Consider the following 20,922-nt stretch of genomic DNA (forward strand, 5'->3'; position numbering starts at 1 on the left):
CTCAATCAACAACTTCAGTTGCAGGCGTATAGGATAGTAGTTAAAACGTAGTTAAGAGCGCTATTGAGAAAGGCGGCACGTAAACCTTGGATTTACGTGCCGCACTGATTTAAGTCTGACAGTTTGTTTTCAAGCTGTCATTTTAGAAGGCCTATTAAAGCGCCTATTGTATGCTGTTTTATTTAACAGCTAGTACATTCACCGACTCAGGCGCGGGATACATCATGCTAAATGTCGGCGCAATATCACCCGAGGCTGAATTTAAAATGTTATCGAAGCGAAGGATCATACCGTTTGATTTTTCCGCTACGTAAACATGACCGTTGCTAAGCATAAGATCTACTGGATTACCCAGCATCGAACTTGGACCTGCAATATTAACCGAAACATCGGTTAAGCCATCTGCATTGCCCGCACCTGGAATAACATAGAGTTTGCCGTCTGTTGCATCTGCAGCACTACCAACGTCAGAAATAACAAGGCTATCGCTTTGGCTATCGTAGTCTATACCATGGATGTTCGTTGGCGCCTCAAACACTGCACCGTCACTCGCTGGTACGATTAACCTATCCTCACCTGTAATTACGGTCTCACCACTTTGCAGTCTGCGCATTACTTCTTCAAAAACTGCGACGGAACCGTTAGTTAATGCCAAATAGGCGCTGTCCGTTGAAGGGTCGTAATCCACATCCCAAGGACGGGCACCGTCAGCAGCCTCTAGGGTCAATAAAGGCGCGGCATTACCCGATGCACATGGCGAAAATACTCTTACAGCAGGCGTGCTTTCATTAACATCAGCCACAAATACCACATCGGCTTCAGAAGCAATGTCTAACCCTTTCGGTGCAATCAGCCCGGTTTCGCTACCCACAATCATGTGATCAAAACTATCGCTGTACGTCATCCCATCACGCATGGTTTTCAAGCGATTGATGACTAGTAAGCCACCTGTAGAGGTATCCACATCATCAAAGGTGATAACACCATCACCAGTTGCGGTAAACGCGGCGCTTTCAATGCTTATACCTGCGTCAAAAGAACTCAACTCGCTGGACAAAACAGCGCTGTATTGCGCCACCTGCCCCGTTGTTTCGTTGTCAGTTGAAGGGTTACTTGATACCGAAAGCCCCATAATAGGCATAGTTGTAATGCCGTCATCAGAAGCGTCTTTCATCTCGTCTAATTCTTTTAGCTCTGCTAAAGACTCCGGCTTCACCGATGGCGTTGATAACGTAGGTGCAATATCACCGCTCTCTGCGTTGAAAATATTTGAAAAAACCAGAATGGCGTCATTTGATTTTTCCGCAACGCGAAGGTCAGAACCTGTTAGGATAATATCTACCGGGTTGCCAAGCTGGGTCGATGCTCCGCCTATCACTCTGGTTGGTACAACCGCCCCATCTGCTGAAGAAACATTTTCAATCACAAATAGTTGACCGTCGTCGGCCACAGAAGCATCGCCCACATCTGATAGCACCATACGGTTAGATTTAGGCTCGTACACAATGCCGTGCAAATTTATCGAAACTTGGTTTCCATCGGTATCCGAAGGAACAACTGAACGCATTACAGTAGGCGCAAAACTTGAACTTGCCACATTATCGTACACCGCTAGCGTGCCGTCGGTAAGTGCAACGAATAACCTATCGCTTCGCTCGTCGTAGGCCAAATCCCATGGTTTTGCAGACACCATTATCTCAGCAATAGGCTCAACGTTCCCTGCCGCTTGACTACCAAACACACTTATTTTTTGACCGTTAAAATCTGCCACCATTACTAGGCCAGCATTTTCAGCAAAAGCTATACCTTTAGGATTGACTAGCCCTGTTGCTGCGCCCGTTATCTCGTGCCCTTTACTTATCATGTAGTCGGCTTGTGCATCAAAATTACACTGCGTTCTTAAAAGCGGTAAGTCACTGTCGCCGGCCTGAACTAGGGAACCTTTGTTGGTGAATACAATGCCTTCATTAGCACCTGTGGTTACCGTACTTAGCGCGCTAGCGTTTTGGTCGACGGCAGTTACCGTATTGCGATTATCACCGCCATTGTTGGCGACGAGGAAAGTGGCTGCAGCAAAGCCAGGGCTACCGTCTTGCCCAGGTGCGCCATCTACACCATCTGCGCCATTCAAACCGTCGGTCCCGTCGTCACCATCACAGGCGCTTAGAGCAAACACCATAGCCGTTGCTAATAGTGACAATTTCATTTTTTGCTGCGAAGTTTTGTTGAATTCCATCTTCATCTCCGTACTTGTTGTTTATGAAGAGACGCTGTCAACCGCGAAACTGTGCGATAGGTACTGCTCACGTCCTGTTCAACAAGCCAAACGAGCCACATTTGATATTGGATGCAACAAAAACAAAAAAACCTCAACGCATTGCTACTGTTGAGGTTTTTGGTAGTTTTAGAACTATAGCGAATTAGCGTGGTGGGAAGCCACCGCCGCCGCCGAAGCCGCCTCCGCCAAATCCACCTGGGCCGCCCGGACCGCCAGGGCCTCCAAAGCCGCCACCGCCCGGTGGCATCATACCTTTCATCTGGCGCATCATTTTCTTCATGCCGCCGCCAGACATCTTCTTCATCATTTTCTGCATTTGCGTAAATTGTTTAAGTAAACGGTTTACGTCTTGAATCTGGGTTCCCGAACCTGCTGCAATACGACGCTTTCGTGAACCTTTGATCACATCAGGACGCGCGCGTTCAGCCGGTGTCATTGAGTTAATGATGGCTTCCATCTGATTGAACTGCTTGTCGTTTGCCTGATCTTTAATCTTATCAGACATACCGCCCATGCCAGGAAGCTTATCAAGCATCCCCATCATGCCGCCCATATTCTTCATTTGCTCAAGCTGATCTTTGAAGTCTTGTAAATCGAAGCCCTTACCTTTCTGTACCTTCTTGGCCAGCTTTTCGGCTTTAGACTTATCGACTTTACGCTCAACCTCTTCGATAAGGCTAAGGACGTCGCCCATGCCTAATATACGAGAGGCAATACGCTCAGGGTGGAACGGCTCTAAAGCATCGACCTTTTCACCCATGCCGATAAACTTAATTGGCTTACCTGTAATGTGACGAACCGAAAGCGCAGCACCGCCTCTTGCGTCACCGTCTGCTTTGGTAAGAATTACACCAGTTAACGGAAGGGCATCGTTAAAGGCCTTTGCCGTATTTGCAGCATCTTGACCTGTCATGGCGTCGACCACAAACAACGTCTCAATAGGCTTAACTGAAGCGTGAAGCTCTTTTATTTCGTCCATCATGTCGTTGTCGACGTGCAAACGACCTGCGGTATCTACAAGTAGGACATCAAAGAAATTCTTTTTCGCCTCAGCAATGGCATCGTTAACGATATCAATTGGCTTTTGTAAAATCGTTGACGGATGAAAAGTAACATTCACTTCGCCTGCGAGGGTTTCAAGCTGCTTGATAGCGGCAGGACGATAAACGTCGGCACTCACTACCATGACTTTCTTTTTCTCGCGCTCAGTTAAGTATTTAGCCAGTTTACCTACTGAGGTGGTTTTACCCGCACCTTGTAAGCCCGCCATAAGCACAACAGCGGGAGGTTGAGTCGCAAGGTTAAGCTTTTCATTCGCCTCCCCCATTACAGACTCTAATTCGGACTGAACGATTTTAATAAATACTTGGCCAGGCTTCAGGCTCTTAGTCACTTCTGTGCCAACAGCGCGTTCTTTTACCTGTCCCACAAACGCTTTCACCACAGGCAAAGCTACGTCGGCTTCAAGTAAAGCCATACGCACTTCCCGTAGCGTTTCTTTAATATTGTCTTCAGTAAGACGCCCTTTGCCGCTGACATTTCGTAATGTTTGGCCTAAGCGTTCTGATAAATTTTCAAACATAGTATGAAACTTCTTTTTATTTCAGACGTAATGCCTGCATTGTAACGTAAAAGCGAACCGTAACGAACCCACAAATGCAGTTAAATTTGCAAACCTTTATGCTTCAGGGTTGTTCACCTTTGATGTATTAATTTCATACGGGACATAGAGCAAATATCAACATGCACTGATCGTATAACCACACTAAAAGTGGGTGTGAAACAAACAAAATCAAGGAGATGGTTGAATTTACTTGCAAGTTGCAGTATCAATACCGACTCAGTCGGTGAACACATCACCTACCTTTGACAGGATGCATCATGAACACCCTTTTCGCCATATCTGCTGCTTTACTCTACGTGCTAGCCGCGGCAGTACTTATCGGCAAATTTGTACACCAAGATGGCCCTAACAAACGATTAGGACTATCTATCGCTAGTGTTGGTGCGATTGCACACATCGCATTTCTTACCAGCGTTATTATTATAGCGCCAGGGCAAGACATGAGCGTAACCAACGTTCTCTCTCTAGTGTCGTGGATAATCACCGTTTCCATGCTCATATTCGCACGCTCCATTCCAAACCTTATTTTACTACCTGTTGTGTTCGGTTTTGCGAGCCTTTCTGTACTGGCTTCAAAGTTCATTCCGGTGTCGTACATCATGCATATAGAGCTTCAGCCTGGTTTGGTTATTCATATCAGCTTATCCTTGTTTGCCTACTGCATCTTAGTCATCGCATTTTTATATGCACTTCAAATGTCGTACATCACCTACAGGCTTAAACAGAAAGGTGCGGCGCTGCTTCATTCGTCACTCCCTCCCTTAATGTTGGTAGAGAACATCTTGTTCAAGCTGTTGTTGGCAGGCACCTGCCTATTAACTGTATCGCTTATCAGCGGGTTTGTTTTCTTAGAGGATATGTTCAACAAAACCTACGCGCACAAAACGGTGCTTTCCGCTGCAGCGCTAGTGGTATTTCTCATTCTTCTGATTGGCCAGAAGCTAAGAGGTTGGCGAGGAAAACAAGTTATCATTTTGACGGTATTAGGTGTTACACTACTTTCACTTGCTTATTTTGGTAGCAAATTAGTTCGCGAGTTTTTACTGTGATATAGAGTTAAATATAGGCCCTCATCGCCGCTGAGCATTATTTGGCGACGCTCTTAACTTTATAGATTTTTCTAGGTAATTAGGGGGATGTAAGCAATTTCCCCTTGAAACTGAGTCTTCAAATCAATACATTTGAAGCCTAAGTTTAGACAGGAACCCCTTAATTGGACGACATATCAACGAGTACGCTGTTTATCGCGCTCGGCGTACTCATATTACTATCTGCGTATTTCTCTAGTTCGGAAACAGGCATGATGTCGATAAACCGCTATCGACTCAAGCACTTGCAGGGAGAAGGCAATCGTTCAGCTATACGCGTTGCTAAACTTCTAGACCGGCCTGACCGCCTAATTGGCCTTATTCTTATCGGCAATAACCTAGTAAACATTGCTGCATCCTCGCTAGCAACCATACTTTGTATTCGCTTATTTGGTGACTATTGGGGGCTCTTCGCCGCCACCTTTGGCCTGACGCTGGTTTTACTTATTTTTGCAGAGGTAACACCTAAAACTTTGGCAGCACTTTATCCAGAAAAAGTGGCGTTCCCAAGTTCCATCATTCTGCTTCCGCTACTTACTTTACTGTATCCTTTTGTAGCGGCTATCAACGGAATTACTAACGGTATTCTAGCTTTACTAAGAATTAGCCCTGCAAATGGAAACGACGACGCCTTGAGTCGAGAAGAATTGAGGACAGTAGTTTTTGAAGCGGGCGCTATGATCCCTAAGCGACACCAAGATATGCTGGTTAGCATTTTGGACTTAGAAAGCGTAACCGCCGAAGATATTATGGTGCCGCGTGCCGAAATATTCGCCATCGATATAAACGACGATTGGAAGAAAATACAAAAAGCGCTGACCCACGCTCAGCACACCCGAGTTTTGTTATACCGTGACAGTATCGATGACGCTGTAGGTTTCGTACACGTGCGTGATGCCCTGCGCCTTCTATCAAAAGATCAGTTTACCAAGTCGAGTCTTCTTCGCGCCGTACGTGAAATTTACTACACGCCAGAGTCGACACCACTACATACATTGATGTACAAATTCCAAGCCGAAAAAGAGCGCATAGCCCTTGTGGTTGATGAGTATGGCGACATCATGGGGTTAGTTACCTTAGAAGATATTCTGGAAGAAATTATTGGCGACTTTACAACGAGTATGGTTCCTGACCATAGTAAAGAGGCTAATGTTCAGCAGGATGGCTCGGTGTTGGTTGACGGAAGTGCCAACGTACGCGAACTAAACCGGGAAATGGATTGGAATTTACCTACGGAAGGCCCTAAGACGCTCAACGGTTTGCTGCTTGAGTATCTTGAAGATATTCCTGAAAACAAGGTCAGCGTGCGATTAGCAGGTTATCCTTTAGAAATTGTAGATATTTCAGAAAGCATGATTAAAACCGTCAGAATAATGCCGGAATATTATGTGCCACCTAAAGATTCAAATAACGATCACTAACAGTATTGTTAGTTAGCTTTTTGCTTCGTCTGCTAGACGTTGAGCTCGATTTGCCATCGCTCTAGCTTTCGCAGCCGCGACCTTATCTGACAGTTCAGATAACTTGGCAATAATATCCCGCGTCTCCTCATCTTCACGTAAATCAGCATCCGCCATATGCGATTGCAATGAACGCTTAAGGAGCTCAGGAATAGATTTACTGTCCATTTCCCAACCCTTCAATAGAATAAACTTTGACACTCTCAAAGAGTCTATCGACCGAATAGAAATATACTTAACTATTAATCGCTCAATTATTCTAAATTAGTACAAGAAATGTGTTACGAGTTTAAAGCCCTTGATAATGCGTGACTAGGGTGCCTTTATGCTCTTTTAAAGAGTACTTTATTACAGCGATTGATGCTGTAGAAAACAAGCTGGTAGTGTAAGACTGGCATAGCTCATCAACAAGATAGCTAACTAACGGCATATGGCTAACTACAAGAAGTTTTTTGATGGGTTTTTTAGAATTGACCGCGGCATGAAGAAGTCCGTCTATATAATCTCCCACCAATCGAGGGGAGCCTTCCGGAACAATGTCTTCATTGCTCTCAACTTTGTCCGCAACAATGTCTAACGACACCATATCATGTGTTTGTTTAGCTCTGCGATATGGACTTACGAGTGCTAAATCGACAACACCCTTGTCGCAATACTGCTCTTTTAACCAAAGCCCAGCCGTCTTAGACTGTTCTCGGCCTAATGACGTAAGCTGTCTACTTTTGTCATCGAGTCGAGGCGCTTCTGCTTCACCGTGACGCATAATGAAAAGATAAATGTCGTCGTTGCTACTTTGACCTGACATAACATTGCGCATAGTATTAATGAAAGTATGCTAACGATATCAGAGACCTGATTCTACGCCTAGCGCTAAACTACGAATAATCAGTATTTTCGTACATTATTTAACGTTTTGTGAAGATTATCTTAATAGATGCCCCAGCAGTAAGGTGCCCTTAACCAAATATGAGACAATGTGAATAACTCAATAACCTTAGAAAATGCGCACCATGTTACTTTGCCAAACGGGTTGCGCGTCATGTTATGTCATACGCCTGAAGCGAGTGAGTCTTTCGTTTCAATGGCTGTAAGGGCCGGACACTTTTACGACCCTGCCGATTGCCAAGGACTTGCTCACCTTCTAGAGCACATGCTTTTCATGGGAAGTCGACACTTACCCAAACCCAACTCTATCAATGGTTTTATTGAGCAACATGGGGGCACAATCAATGCGTGGACTGGCACCGAATACGCCAACTACCATTTTAATTGCAGTGGTGACGCTATTGCGCAAACCTTACCGGCGTTTGCAGATATGCTTCGACAACCCCTATTTGAAGAAGAATCCCTCAGCAACGAAATTAAAAATATACATGCTGAGTTTGAGTTTAAGAAGAAAGACGACCTTCGTCGACTTTACCAAATTCACAAAGAAACGTGTAACCCACTTCACCCTTTCGCTAAATTTTCAGTAGGTAATAGCGATACGTTTTCGCAACATGGGTGCGCAGAGCTTAAGCAACATCTTAAAACACTCCATCAGCGTTTTTATTGCGCGAAAAATATGTGCTTATGTATTGCTAGCGCCATGCCCTTACCTCAATTAGAAGCTTTGATTCACCAATGTTTCAGCAGCATGCCATCGGGTGAGTTAGCGTCGGATGATTGGCCAGCACTTTACACTGAAGATGAGCTAGGCATTCAGATAAATATTAATCCGCTGCAGTCAGCAAAGCGGATGATAGTGACATTCGCCTTACCCCCATTGCAGAATGACTATAAAACAAAGCCTCTGAACTATATTAGCCATTTAATCGGCGATGAAGGCGAAGGTAGCTTACTTGCCTACCTTAAAGAAAAAGACTGGGCACTAAATCTCATTGCTGGCTCAGGTATTGAGGGCGACAGGTTTAAAGACTTTAATGTGAGTTTTCAGCTCACACAAAACGGGCTCAAAAACAAAGAGCATGTGTTAGAAGCGCTGTTTAGTTATATCAAATTGATAAGGGAAGCATCTCTGGAAGATTGGCGCTTTCACGAGAAATCTAAGTTAAATGCTCTTGCCCTAGAGTATGAAGAGAATGTAAAACCGCTTAGTCTGGTAACCGAGTATGCACAACATCAGTTTATTTTTAGTCCAGATGAGTTAAATAAACTCCGCTCAACAATTGGCAGTTATGACAAAGAAGTCATTGAACATGCCCTGTCGTTTTTTACACCAAAGAACATTCGGCTAAAGGTTATTTCGAAAGACGTGAAAACCGCACAAGTTTGCGCTTTCTACGAAGCAGAATACAGCGTGGAAGTAATGGATAAAGCGTTGCTACACAGACTTGATTCTCCAGCACCAATTTCTGATTTACGACTTCCTCCTCCAAACCCTTATTTGGCGAGTGAGTACACTCTCGTACTTCCTGAAACTGGGTTTAATATTCCCAATAAGTTAGCGGACAATGGCGGCTATCGCTTCTGGTTCGCACAAGATCAGCAATTTCACAGTCCTAAAGGCGATATTTATATCTCTTTCGACGCCGCTAAATTTTCCGATTCAATACTATCTGTTGCTGCTAAACGCATATGGCTTGGCGCGTTAAATGATCACTTGCAGGCTAAATATTATCGAGCTGAAATAGCAGGCCTTCACTATCGCATATATGGGCATCAGGCGGGTTTACTCTTCATACACGGGGCTTTACTAATCAGCAAACTTTATTAGCCAATCAGCTTTTAGATGCTGTACTTGATTTCGTGCCTGACGAGAGAGCTTTCGAACACCACAAAGCACTTCAGATTCAAAGCCTTCACAATTCACTGTTAAATAAACCAACCAACCGTTTGTTCTCAAGATTAAGCGTACTTATTCAGCGCAACACTCAGGCGCCGGTAGAACTGTTAGATGTGATAGACAGCATCTCCTTTGATCAAATGCTAAATTGCAGAAATCGCGCCTTTGAACATTATTTTGTTGAAGCATTTATGCACGGAAACTGGGCTAGCGAAGAGTCAAAAGCCTTTTCAAAGACGCTTCAAGAGCAGTGTCCAAATGCCGGTGGCGGCCCGCTTTCACGCGCAGTATCTAAACTTCCTGTAGGGGGAACCCTTTACCACGAAGTGCTTTGTAACCATGATGATTCAGCAGTAGTACTTTATCTTCAAGCCCCATCGCCAGGATTGACCGACACCGCACTATGTATGGTTTTAGAACAAATGCTAGCGGCACCGTTTTTCAATTCTTTGAGAACAGAGCAGCAATTAGGCTACATCGTAGGAACTGGCTATGTTCCCCACAACCAGCATCCTGGTATGGCATTTTATATTCAAAGTCCGCAATGTAGCCCTAAACATTTGTTAGACGCAATGACAGACTTTTTGTTTCAGCAGTTAAATGAGATTGAGTTCTACCGCTTTTATTGGCCTACTATTCAGCAAAACCTAATAAAGCAATTAGAAGAACGAGACTTAACGCTTTCTATGAAGTCTCAGCGACTATGGGTGAGTTTAGGTACGCAGGACTTGGGCTTTAATAGAAACGCGAAACTAGCGGAAAAAGTTAAAGACCTGACCTTTGAAGAGATTCAAGATTTCGCTCACCAATTAGCCAAACGCGAACGTTGCGGAGAGCTCGTACTTTTTTCAAAGGGAAAATTCGAGGCTATCTCCACTCAAGAGAAACCTACAATCAACAGTATCTCGCAATTCAAACAAGAAATTCCGTATTACTAGGAATTCATTCCTAGTAATGCGCTTCGACTTGCAATAAACGTTTATCAGCCAATTTGCTTAGTTTTTATCGCCTTGTTCTAATAACCAAACGGCAGAAGCACTACAGAAACTTTCGCAAATATGTCAATACCTTATATAAAACAAACACTAAATGACGCTTAAATTTCAAAAATGACTGTCAAGTTTTTGACCACAGTGTCGATAAATAGACACTGGATTAAACTGGGTTTGTTTAATAAGTAATCCATTATTCCTGCTATTTCCAAAAAGTCCTTGTAGAGGCTCAGTTTATTCGGCATATTTGTTATTCTGGTTGTTAGGGATGCTGCCAGGAAAAATTAGAAGAATAATAAATGGCGTATGCCAAAGGTGTATAGGTGCGCTCAACCCTAATCTACTCAATGCTACTTTTTTCGTTGGCTTTGTCAGGAATTTTATTTAATTCTGCAAAGGCGATAGAAGTTTCTGATCTTCATTTCACAGAGTTGAACAAGCAACACGGCCTTTCGGACACCGCAGTGTTAGATATTGTGGAAGATGACATGGGTTTTATTTGGCTAGCGACGTCAAATGGCCTCAACCGCTATTCGGGCTATGATGTAAAACAGTATCACCCATCAGATGTTGACCCTAACTCATTACCTTCCGGTTTTATTAAAACGCTATTTGTCGATTCAGAAGGACAACTGTGGGTTGGGACCCATTCAGGGTTAGCGCTCTATCAGCCAGAGTCAGACAGTTTCAAAGTCTTTAACAAAGACAACTCTGTGATAAAAACAGATTTAATTACCGCAATTTCAGAAGCTAAAAATGGTGATATCCTTTTCTCGGATAAGAAATTTCTTTACCGATATTCAAAACAAACTTCACAAATAAGCGTTCTCACTCAAGTCTTTAAAGACGAAAGCTTTATCAAAGTGATTTTTGAAGAGGCTAACCGTATTTGGGTGGGCTCTAATCAATTCGGTGCTGCCTTAATAGACACTGAAACGCTAGAAGTTCACAACGCAAACAAAGTCAATCCCTGGGGGGTTTCTCTAGATATACGTGCACTTCACGATATCGCCATAATTAACGGAAATTATTGGTTGGCAACAAATGGGGGCCTAATCGTTTTAGCCTCTAACGGTCGCATTTTAAAACGCATTCAAAGCGATGACCTGGGTGTGACCGAAGAAGTTAATTCTTTTTCAATCTCCGTTGTAGGCAAAGATATATGGGTTGGCACTTATATTGGGCTGTTTTTATTATCAGACGCTGCTGAAAGCACCGTATCAGCTGACTATCACCCTGATTACTTGCATTTAAATTCTGACATTTACAATTCTACTGGCATTCCATCTGCGATAGTAATGCGAGTGATTGAGGACCGCACGGGCGTAGTGTGGGCTGCAACCTTTCACCGCGGCGCTTTCAAGTATCACCCTGAATATGCCAGTGTCCATTTTCAACCTGTGTATAATTCCGACCGCCATAGCGAAGATAATTTTTCCACTTTGTGGGGTTTTGCCGAAAGCAGCGACAAAACCCTATATTTGGTTTCTCAGCAAAAAGGGCTCGGGAAAATATCCCGGGACACTGGGAAGGTATCGTTTTTCGATTTTTTTAAAGATATGGACTCCAGCATACACTACTGGGATATTGAAATAGATGAGCAGGATAATATTTGGATTGCGTCATCTACCGGCTTACTCGTGCTCAAAGATACTTCAGAAGGTCTAGTGTTGATACATGAGTATTTTAAAGGTTCGTTTATCGATCATATTTTTAAAAGTGAAAAAGCAATTTGGCTACAGATAGCCGTTGGCCATGTGTATTCAATAAATACTAACTCGGTTTCATCTCTGACAAAAAGTGAAGAAATAAAAAAAGCTGCCCTAACTGAAAAGTTTGGCGATATGTTAGCCATATATGAAGATGCTAATAGTAACGTTTGGTTCAGGGCTGGTGAAAAGCTAGTCATTTACTCTGTAAGCGAAGGTAGAATCATTCGCATTTTGGATTCTTCAAATGGCATAAACTCTTTGGTCTACGGCGTACATGAAACTCCATCAGGCCTATGGTTAACCACACGCTCTGATGGTGTTATCCAGCTAGATAAAAAAAGTTTTGCCCTTCTTAACAAACAAAAAAGGGATAATCAAAGCGGCTTTATCACTTCGACAACAGCAGTAGAAAATAGCATTTGGTATTCCGATGCTAAAGGCGTTCATAAAGTACACTTACCTACACTCAGGGAGGCGGATAGCATTCCCAATGCTCAGCTTGAATTTAACTCCCTTGGTGAAGGTGCTGTAATTACAACCTCCGATAAAACGATTTATTTCGGTGGTAATAAGGGCTTTGTTAAAATCTCAAAGCAGGCAATGGGCGAAAGTGACAGCATAAGACAAACACTTCCCCCGCAACTTTACCAAGTTAGTGTGTTTGGCTCATTGGCAAAAACCAAACAAAAACAAATTGAAAATGAAGAAACTTCAAGCTATCAATCTTTAAAAGAAAATATCACCTATGAAAAACAATTAGCGCTCAAGCACGATGAAACCCGCTTTAGTATTTCTTTTGGGCTGGTTAATCCGGTTTATCCAGACCAAGTGACCTATAGGTACAAGCTTACTGGTTTTGAAAGTGATTGGATTTATGTAGATAAAGAACGTACTGCTCAATTTAACAGTATTTCCTTTGGTAATTATACGTTTTCGGTCCAAGCTAAAGAGCCAGGCAAAGCTTGGTCAGAAAGTAAAAATTTAAAAATTATTATTGAGCGCCCTCCTTGGCTTCACACCGTTGCCCTTGTTTTCTACGGTTTAATAGCTTTGGCTATTTTTGCCTTCATTCTACGTCAATATCAAATTAGAAAGGCAAACCAGCTTGCCATAAAAGAGTCGGAAGAGCGTTTAAAGCTAACCCTGTGGAGCTCGGGCGATGAGCTTTGGGACTGGGATGTGTATCGAGGGCAGGTTTACAGAGCAAATACCTGGGGGACGTTAGATTTTCCTCAAGATGATATACGTACTACTGGCGCTTATGATGCCAACATTCACCCTAACGACATAACGCGAGTTAAATCCGCACTACGAGAGCATTTGGAAGGCAACAGTGATTTTTATGAACTGGCCTACCGGGCTAAGACATTTAAAAATCAGTGGATTTGGATCCTTGACCGCGGAAAAGTGGTAGAGCGCGACCATAACGAGCAGCCAGTGCGAATGACCGGCACGCTTAAAAATATTCACCATTTGAAAGAAGCAGAAGAGCAACTTAACCTGTTTAAGCGCTCCATTGAGAATATTTCAGAAGGGGTATTTATTACCAATACCCAATTCAAATTTATAAGCGTTAACAACGCATACTGCAGTTATACCGGTGAGACTCGTGATCAATCTCTTGCTAGCTACATGCACTTTCATTTGTACCCGGATGCGTTTACTGAAGAAATTAAGAAAACCCTTAAGTCTAAGGGCAACTGGTCAGGTGAGGTAGAGAGCGTTCGAGTAAACGGTGAACGCTACGAAATGGAGCTGAATATTGATGCTGTGCACGATGAAGACGGCAAAATAAGTCACTTTGTTGGCGTTTTTAGCGACATTACGTCTCGTAAGAGCACTGAAAAAGAGCTGTTAAAGCTCGCTAACGTCGATCCACTAACAGAACTCCCCAATCGTTCTTTCTTCCAGGCGAGCCATCAGAACTTAGTGCGTAAATCCAGCGCCCATTCTTTGCTTTGCTTGGATATGGATAACTTTAAAAAGATTAACGACTCGCTGGGCCATCAAACCGGCGATATTTTAATTAAACAAATCGCTAAGCGACTGCAACGCATTACAGGGCGAAATGCAACCTGTTACCGCTTAGGCGGCGATGAGTTTAGTATTTTAATGGAAGATAACGCTGATATTCATACAGTAACCCATTATGCGCAAAGCTTGTTAGATACGTTGTCGCGCCCCTTTATTATCAATAAACAAGAGTTTGTTCTTGGTGCAAGTATTGGTATTGCCTTTTACCCAGATGACGGCGAGTCCCCACAGGAAATGCTGAAAAATGCCGATACGGCCATGTATTTTGCCAAGAATAACGGCGGCAACAGCTATCAGTTCTTTAGCGGTGAAATGAATCAAAACGCGGTTAGGCAGCTACAAATTGAGAACTTGATCCGTCAAGGGATTAAAGACGACCTGTTCACCGTGTATTACCAGCCAAAGGTGGATATAGCGTCTGGTAAATTAGTTAGCATGGAAGCCTTGGTGCGTTTTGAACACCCGCAAAAAGGCATAGTGAGCCCAGGGCAATTTATACCACTGGCTGAGCAAACAGGCCAAATTATTGAAATTGGCGAGCAAGTACTTCGCAAGGCCTGTGCTGATACTAAGCGCTGGGTTAATCAAGGTTTGTTTAGCGGTCGTGTTGCCGTGAATATTTCGGCTAAGCAGTTTGAACTGCCAGACTTGGACGACAGAATAAATAGAATATTAAGCGATGTAGGTCTGTCACCACTGCATCTTGAGTGTGAAATTACCGAAGGTACGCTGATGGAAAGCCCTGAAAACGGCCTTCAGATGATGACGCGACTGCGCGAGCGTGGTATTCACCTGGCGCTAGATGATTTTGGTACCGGTTACTCATCACTGGCGTACTTAAAACGCTTCCCTTTAAATACCTTAAAAATTGATAAAGCTTTTATTGATGACATTGCAAAGAGCAATGTAGACCGACATATGGCTGCTGCCATCATCAACATTGCGCACAACTTAGGTCTTAAAGTTGTCGCAGAAGGTGTGGAAGAAGAGTCTCAACTAGATATATTGCGTCGCTACGATTGTGAAATGTTACAAGGCTTCCTATACAGCCGCCCGTTAAATGCAGAGCGTTTTGAAAAGCTGCTTACTGAAAATCAAAAGCTACATACGCTTTTAGGCAATAGCCAGTTTTAAAAGATACGCCCCTTCTTTCCAAGAGGTATTGATTGCCTCTAAAGTAACTCTTACACGGCAAAATGCGGCAATCCCCTTCCCTTACCACCTTCGTATATTAGACTTTAGTGTCATAATAATGGCGCCAGTGCTTCCCTCTCTTTTTTTACACTTTTTATGAAAAATAAGCCTTTGATTTTATTAAATTAAATGACTTTTTATCTATATTGGCACGTAACTAGCTATATCAATTGTGCCGGTAACAAATATAAAAAATCGGCTTTGTTTGTTCGTTCAAAAAAATCAGAGGAAATTAACATGTTAAAAGAGTACGCAGTTGCACTAGTACTTTCTACCGCTACCCCAGTTGCTGCCGACAATCAAGAAGGCGCCAAACAGGCTCCTGAATCGCAAAAGGAAACCACTACTCAACCAGAGTACATCAAGCCTAAAACAGGTGGTGGTGTTGGTGGTGTAGGCTTCTAATTTGAAGTTGAAACGATTTTCAAAAAAAGAGAGTGTGCACTCTCTTTTTTTATATCTGAAAGATAATGGAGTGATTTTATTTAGCGTAATTGCTAAATCTACGCTGCAATATAGAGGTTATTAAACCCCACCGCATTACGCCAGTGCATATGACGAGAGATTGAGAACATAGGCAGTACCATTGGACCTAGCACAAAACCCGCTATCGCCCATTTCTTCGCGTTCATTCCCCATTTAAACGCTTCTACATAAAAATATAGAGCAAAGATAACGCTTAATACTACGAGTGAAATCACACTGCCTCCGCCTGTTTAACCTAATTACGTGGAGTTACTTATTCCCATCAATTATTCAATTTAACTTACTGATAATTGACGCCAACAATTTGACATGTTTATTTTTTGATCACGGGAATTCTACCCAAAATAGAACAATAAACCAGCAAAAACATATATTAGGCATAAAAAAACCGGGCAAAGCCCGGCTTTTAACATTTTATAAACTTAGCTATAAAACTTTTGATCATTTTCCGCCATTTTCGCTAACACATCAGCAGGCGCAAATTTATCACCCACAGCGGTAGCATAGTGGTTTAAACGAGCTACTAAGTGCTTAATACCTAGTGTATCCATATAGCGGAATGGGCCGCCCAAAAATGGAGGGAAACCGATACCGAAAATAGCGCCAATGTCGCCGTCACGAGCATTGCGGATAACGCCTTCGTCTAAACAGCGTGCGGCTTCGTTAAGCATCATTAATACGCAGCGTTCCGCTACTTCTTTTTCGCTTAGCTTGGCAGAAGGTGATAGCCCAAGTAGTTCGTAGATTGATTCATCCACTTCTTTACCTGGCTTTTTACCCTCATAAGAATAAAACCCTTTTTGGTTTTTCTTACCCTTTCTGCCATCTGCAAGCACTTTATCGAAAGCACTCGGCGCAGTGAAACGCTCACCGAACGCCTCTACAAGGAATGGAATGATCTTGGTTCCAACATCAATGCCGACTTCATCAAGCAGCTTTACCGGGCCTACAGGGAAGCCAAACTTAACCAGAGATTTATCGATATGTTCAATTGGCTCGCCGTCAAGAATGAGGTTTGCCGCTTCATTCATGTATGGCGCTAAAATACGGTTTACATAAAAGCCTGCGCCATCTTTAACTACAACTGGCGTTTTACCTTGCTTCTTGGCAAATTCTACCGTAGATGAAATGACTTGGTCAGACGTTTTGTCATGAGCAATAACTTCGGCCAACGGCATTTTGTCTACTGGCGAGAAGTAGTGCAGACCAATCACGTTTTCAGGACGAGCTGCTTTAGCTGCAATTTGTGTAATTGGAATAGACGAGGTATTCGACGCGAAGATTGTGCTTTCTTTGCAGTTCTCTTCAATATCCGCCACCATCTTTTGCTTAAGATCTAAATCTTCAAATACCGCTTCAACCACGATATCTGTATCTTGATATCCACTGTAGTCGAGCGTACCGGTAAGAAGCGCTAACTGCTTTTGCATTTCGCTATTACGCATGAAACGCTTCTTCACCTTTTTATTTAAGATGTCGTAGCTGTACTTCATTGCGTTAGCAATGCCTTCGGCACGTACGTCTTTAATACGAACAGGTACACCAGCTTTGGTCGAGGTTACATAGGCAATACCACCGCCCATCAAACCACCGCCAAGCACACCTACTTTCTTCATTTTTTCAGGTTTAACACCTTCAACGCCGTTTTCTTTCTTCATTTCAGTTGTGGCGAAGAAAATCTGACGTAATTGGAAAGACTCAGGCGTCATAACAAGCTTACCAAAGGCTTCAGCTTCGGCTTTAAGCCCTGCTTTCATCCCTTCGTTCATGCCTGTTTCGATAACGTCAATAATGTAACCTGGCGCTGGATAATTACCTTTGGTTTTGGCAAATGTCGCTTCGCGCGCTTTTTTGAACACCATGTTACGACCTGGGCCGGTCTTTTCTAACATTTTGTCCATAGCGCTCTTTTGCGGCGCTTCACGCTCTGGCTTGCGTTTAAGTGCAAACTGTTCTGCCACTTTCAAAAGCACGCTATGCGGCACTACTTCATCAACAATGCCGTATTTTTTAGCTTGCTTAGCGCGCGCAGGCGAGCCAGTTAGCATCATTTTCATTGCTTGCTGAATACCAATTAGGCGAGGAAGTCGCTGAGTACCACCACTGCCAGGCAATAAGCCAAGCTGCACTTCAGGTAGGCCTACCTGGGTGCTAGATGAATCGGTACATACGCGGTAGTGGCACGCAAGCGCAAGCTCTAAACCACCGCCTAACGCTGGGCCGTGAATAGCCGCAACGAAAGTAGCCTTCATGTTTTCAATTCTATCAAAAATAGCCTGCCCACCAGCAGCGATAGTCGTTGCGTCTTCAGCAGTGTTACACGCTGCTAGCATAGTAATATCAGCGCCCGCGACGAAAGAGCTCGGCTTACCGCTCGTCAAAACAACACCTTTAATGCTGCTATCACGCTCGATGTCATCTAGCATGGTCGATATTTCATCGCCGAACTCAGCTTTAAGCGTATTCATACTCTCGCCAGGTACGTCCATGCTAAGAATAGCAACGCCATTATCTTGCTTGGTTAGCGTAAATGCGCCTGATGTTGGCTGAACTTCATTTGTCATTTCTTGTTCCTGACTCATATTATTCTGTCTCCACTATCATTGCCGCACCTAGACCACCAGCAGCACATGCCGTTACTAGACCTGTACCACCGCCACGGCGATTTAGTTCGTTAAGCATTTGCGTGATCATACGTGTACCAGTTGCAGCAAACGGGTGACCATAGGCAATTGAACTACCCATTACGTTAAACTTGTCCATGTCAATTTCGCCGGTCGCTTTGTCACGGCCTAGTTTCTCTTTGGCGAACTTGTCGCTTGCAAACATCTTAACGTTAGCAAGGGTCTGTGCTGCAAAAGCTTCGTGCATTTCTATTAGCGTTAAGTCATTTAGCGTCATACCGGCACGGTCTAACGCGATAGGGGTCGCGTACGACGGCCCCATTAGCATGTCTTCCCATACGTCAATGGCCGAGAATGCGTAGCTTTTAATGTAACCAAGCGGCGTGTAGCCCAGCTCTTTTGCTCGGCTTTCTGTCATCATAATCACCGCAGAGGCACCATCTGTTAGCGGTGTTGCGTTTGCGGCTGTTACAGAGCCGTATTTCTTATCAAACACTGGGCGAAGTTTCGCATAGCCTTCAAGCTTTGAATCAAAACGCACGTTGTTATCGCGCTCAAGCGCGCCTTTGTACGGTTCTGCATAGGCAGTCATGACTTCGCTAGACAGTTTACCTGCTTCCCAGCTTTCAGCGGCTAGGCTGTGCGAGCGATGCGCTAGTTTATCTTGCTCTTCGCGAGAAATTTGATGTGTTTTTGCCATTTGCTCTGCAGTTTGTCCCATCGACAAACCGGTAGAATACTCGGCAACTGCGGGAGGAACAGGCGCTAGGTCCCTTAAACTTAAGCGCTTAAAAATGTTTAGTTTTTGGCCGAGAGTCTTGGTTTTCTGTAAATCAACCAGTGCTCGCGCAAGGTTCTTAGACACGCCGATTGGTGATACCGATGTTGAGTCTGCACCACCCGCAACGCCTACCTGTACCGTCCCTGCCATCATGCTTTCAGCGATGTTAACCGTAGACTGAAAACTCGTCGCACACGCGCGAGATACACTGTAAGCATCAGTGTGAACATTCATGCCTGTACCAAGCACAATTTCGCGCGCAATGTTTGGCGCTTCTGGCATTTGTACTACCTGACCGTAAACAACCTGGTCAACCCACTCTTTTTGAACACCATGGCGAACGAGAAGTTCGTTTACGACCATTTTACCTAAATCAACAGCTGGTACGCCGTGGAAATATGTAGCCATTTTCGCAAACGGAGTACGCAACCCCGCGACAATGGCGATGCGATCACCCTCTCGGGTAGTAACTGATTGTTTTGTAGCCATAATGCACCTAAATTAATGACCTACTTCACTGAACAGCTAATCGCCCAAGAAGTGGTCTGACCTGTAATAAACCCAATTTTTACAAACTATGAACAAAATAGCAAATAATGGAGGTTAAAGGGCAATATAAATGAAACGAAAGATTAGTGATTCTCCATGAAAGTGGTCTCGTTTAAGTTAAAACAGCTATATGGCCTACCACATATCGCATTTTAATTACTGTTTAACGACTTGAAGAAAGTTAGAATGAACCTTATATGGAAATGAAAGTCTGTTTTGTGTCATTGTGACGGCGCTTTGCGTTAGGTGTTCCATTTTTGGGCCCAAGCGCTCGCTATAAAAGAATAAGATAATAAATAACGTTATCATTCAAATGACACTTCCCAATAACGAGAACTCAAACGGAAATTTTTGCATTATGGCAGCAGCGCAATTTCAACAGTTACACGCTTATTTAGACCAGCAAATTATTGGTCAGCACGCGTTAACCAAAAGCCTTCTTATCGCTCTTTTAGCCGACGGCCACCTTTTAGTAGAAGGTCCGCCTGGACTTGCAAAAACACGCGCAATCAATGCTCTTGCAAACGGCATTGACGGTGACTTTCATCGCGTGCAGTTTACCCCAGATCTTTTGCCCGCCGATTTAACTGGAACAGACATCTATCGCCCAGAAACCGGCGAGTTCGTTTTTCAAAAAGGGCCACTTTTTCACAATCTTGTATTAGCTGACGAAATTAACCGTGCACCAGCAAAGGTGCAATCAGCTCTACTTGAGGCCATGGCAGAACGTCAAATTACCGTGGGCAGTAAAACTTATCCCCTGCCCCCGCTATTTTTAGTTATGGCAACGCAAAACCCATTAGAGCAAGAAGGAACGTATCCGCTACCTGAAGCTCAGCTTGACCGTTTCTTAATGCACGTAGACATTGATTATCCGGGTGCAGAGACTGAATTAGAGATTTTGCGATTAACTCGCGGAGAGGCACTTTCAGAGCCGCCTATTACGCCGCCCACGCTTACTCAAGATGATATTTTTACGTCTCGAAAAGAAGCACTGTCCTTATATATGGCGCCGGAATTAGAGCAATACCTGGTTCAATTGATCATGGCTACCCGCCAGCCAGCGAGTTTTGATGCAGAATTGGGACAGTGGATTGCAATGGGAACAAGCCCTCGCGCTACTATCAGCCTAGACCGCTGTGCACGTGCTCACGCATGGCTAGGTGGCAGAGACTTTGTAGGCCCTGATGATATTCAAGCTGTGGTTCACAACGTACTTCGCCATCGTATCATATTGTCTTATCAAGCCGAGGCAGAAGGGATTACGATTAACGACGTACTTGATAAAATTGTTGCCACTGTCGCAGTTCCTTAA

At 43.8% G+C, this 20,922-nt stretch carries 13 protein-coding genes and 1 pseudogene; 7 read left to right on the plus strand and 7 right to left on the minus strand.

The genetic code is table 11. The features are described 5' to 3' along the window. Window positions 1-178: 178 nt before the first annotated feature. Both KL866_RS13500 and ffh read right to left on the minus strand, forming a co-directional pair. Window positions 179-2,236 (minus strand): YncE family protein, encoded by a 2,058-nt coding sequence (locus tag KL866_RS13500; RefSeq protein ID WP_214995446.1) that lies wholly within the window; start codon window positions 2,234-2,236, stop codon window positions 179-181. A gap of 184 nt (window positions 2,237-2,420) precedes the next feature. Next, the gene (gene ffh / locus KL866_RS13505; protein WP_214995448.1) at window positions 2,421-3,860 is read right to left on the minus strand and encodes a signal recognition particle protein; all 1,440 of its coding nucleotides are present in this window, start codon (window positions 3,858-3,860) and stop codon (window positions 2,421-2,423) included. Between the two features lie 299 nt (window positions 3,861-4,159). Here ffh and KL866_RS13510 point away from each other — a divergent pair, with 299 nt between their 5' ends. Together KL866_RS13510 and KL866_RS13515 are read left to right on the plus strand one after the other, a co-directional pair. Further along, window positions 4,160-4,951 (plus strand): inner membrane protein YpjD, encoded by a 792-nt coding sequence (locus KL866_RS13510; protein ID WP_025254560.1) that lies wholly within the window; start codon window positions 4,160-4,162, stop codon window positions 4,949-4,951. 164 nt (window positions 4,952-5,115) lie between these two features. Beyond that, a complete protein-coding gene (locus KL866_RS13515) occupies window positions 5,116-6,411 on the plus strand; it encodes an HlyC/CorC family transporter (RefSeq protein ID WP_025254559.1) in 1,296 nt (431 codons plus the stop codon). Window positions 6,412-6,423: 12 nt separating this feature from the next. Here KL866_RS13515 and KL866_RS13520 read toward each other — a convergent pair whose 3' ends face one another. Then, window positions 6,424-6,618 (minus strand): hypothetical protein, encoded by a 195-nt coding sequence (locus KL866_RS13520; protein WP_025254558.1) that lies wholly within the window; start codon window positions 6,616-6,618, stop codon window positions 6,424-6,426. A gap of 121 nt (window positions 6,619-6,739) precedes the next feature. Further along, a complete protein-coding gene (sixA, locus tag KL866_RS13525; protein WP_251140042.1) occupies window positions 6,740-7,255 on the minus strand; it encodes a phosphohistidine phosphatase SixA in 516 nt (171 codons plus the stop codon). A gap of 276 nt (window positions 7,256-7,531) precedes the next feature. Between sixA and KL866_RS20305 the strand changes: the two are divergent. From KL866_RS20305 to KL866_RS13540, 4 genes and pseudogenes are all read left to right on the plus strand, one after another. After that, window positions 7,532-9,288: pseudogene (locus KL866_RS20305) on the plus strand (insulinase family protein); the annotation flags it as partial. Window positions 9,289-9,375: 87 nt separating this feature from the next. Beyond that, window positions 9,376-10,173: an insulinase family protein gene (locus tag KL866_RS20310; protein ID WP_251140052.1), complete on the plus strand. Its 798-nt coding sequence runs from the start codon at window positions 9,376-9,378 to the stop codon at window positions 10,171-10,173. Window positions 10,174-10,550: 377 nt separating this feature from the next. After that, entirely contained in the window at window positions 10,551-15,107 is a 4,557-nt protein-coding gene (locus KL866_RS13535) for an EAL domain-containing protein (protein WP_214995452.1), read from the plus strand. A 297-nt stretch (window positions 15,108-15,404) separates the two neighbouring features. Beyond that, window positions 15,405-15,572, plus strand: coding sequence for a hypothetical protein (locus KL866_RS13540; RefSeq protein ID WP_214995454.1), 168 nt, complete (start codon window positions 15,405-15,407; stop codon window positions 15,570-15,572). A 98-nt stretch (window positions 15,573-15,670) separates the two neighbouring features. On the opposite strand, the gene KL866_RS13545 is transcribed toward KL866_RS13540, so the two are convergent. The 3 genes from KL866_RS13545 to fadI form a co-directional block, all read right to left on the minus strand. Further along, window positions 15,671-15,868: a hypothetical protein gene (locus KL866_RS13545; RefSeq protein ID WP_214995456.1), complete on the minus strand. Its 198-nt coding sequence runs from the start codon at window positions 15,866-15,868 to the stop codon at window positions 15,671-15,673. A gap of 207 nt (window positions 15,869-16,075) precedes the next feature. Beyond that, window positions 16,076-18,217, minus strand: a complete 2,142-nt coding sequence (gene fadJ / locus KL866_RS13550) for a fatty acid oxidation complex subunit alpha FadJ (protein WP_214995506.1) — start codon at window positions 18,215-18,217, stop codon at window positions 16,076-16,078. Window positions 18,218-18,236: 19 nt separating this feature from the next. Then, window positions 18,237-19,547 carry an acetyl-CoA C-acyltransferase FadI gene (gene fadI / locus KL866_RS13555; protein WP_025254552.1) on the minus strand — a complete coding sequence of 437 codons (1,311 nt, stop codon included), beginning with the start codon at window positions 19,545-19,547 and terminating at the stop codon, window positions 18,237-18,239. 418 nt (window positions 19,548-19,965) lie between these two features. Between fadI and KL866_RS13560 the strand changes: the two genes are divergently transcribed. After that, window positions 19,966-20,922: a MoxR family ATPase gene (locus KL866_RS13560; RefSeq protein ID WP_025254551.1), complete on the plus strand. Its 957-nt coding sequence runs from the start codon at window positions 19,966-19,968 to the stop codon at window positions 20,920-20,922.

The organism is Alteromonas sp. ALT199, assembly GCF_018619335.1.
Lineage (GTDB): Bacteria > Pseudomonadota > Gammaproteobacteria > Enterobacterales > Alteromonadaceae > Alteromonas.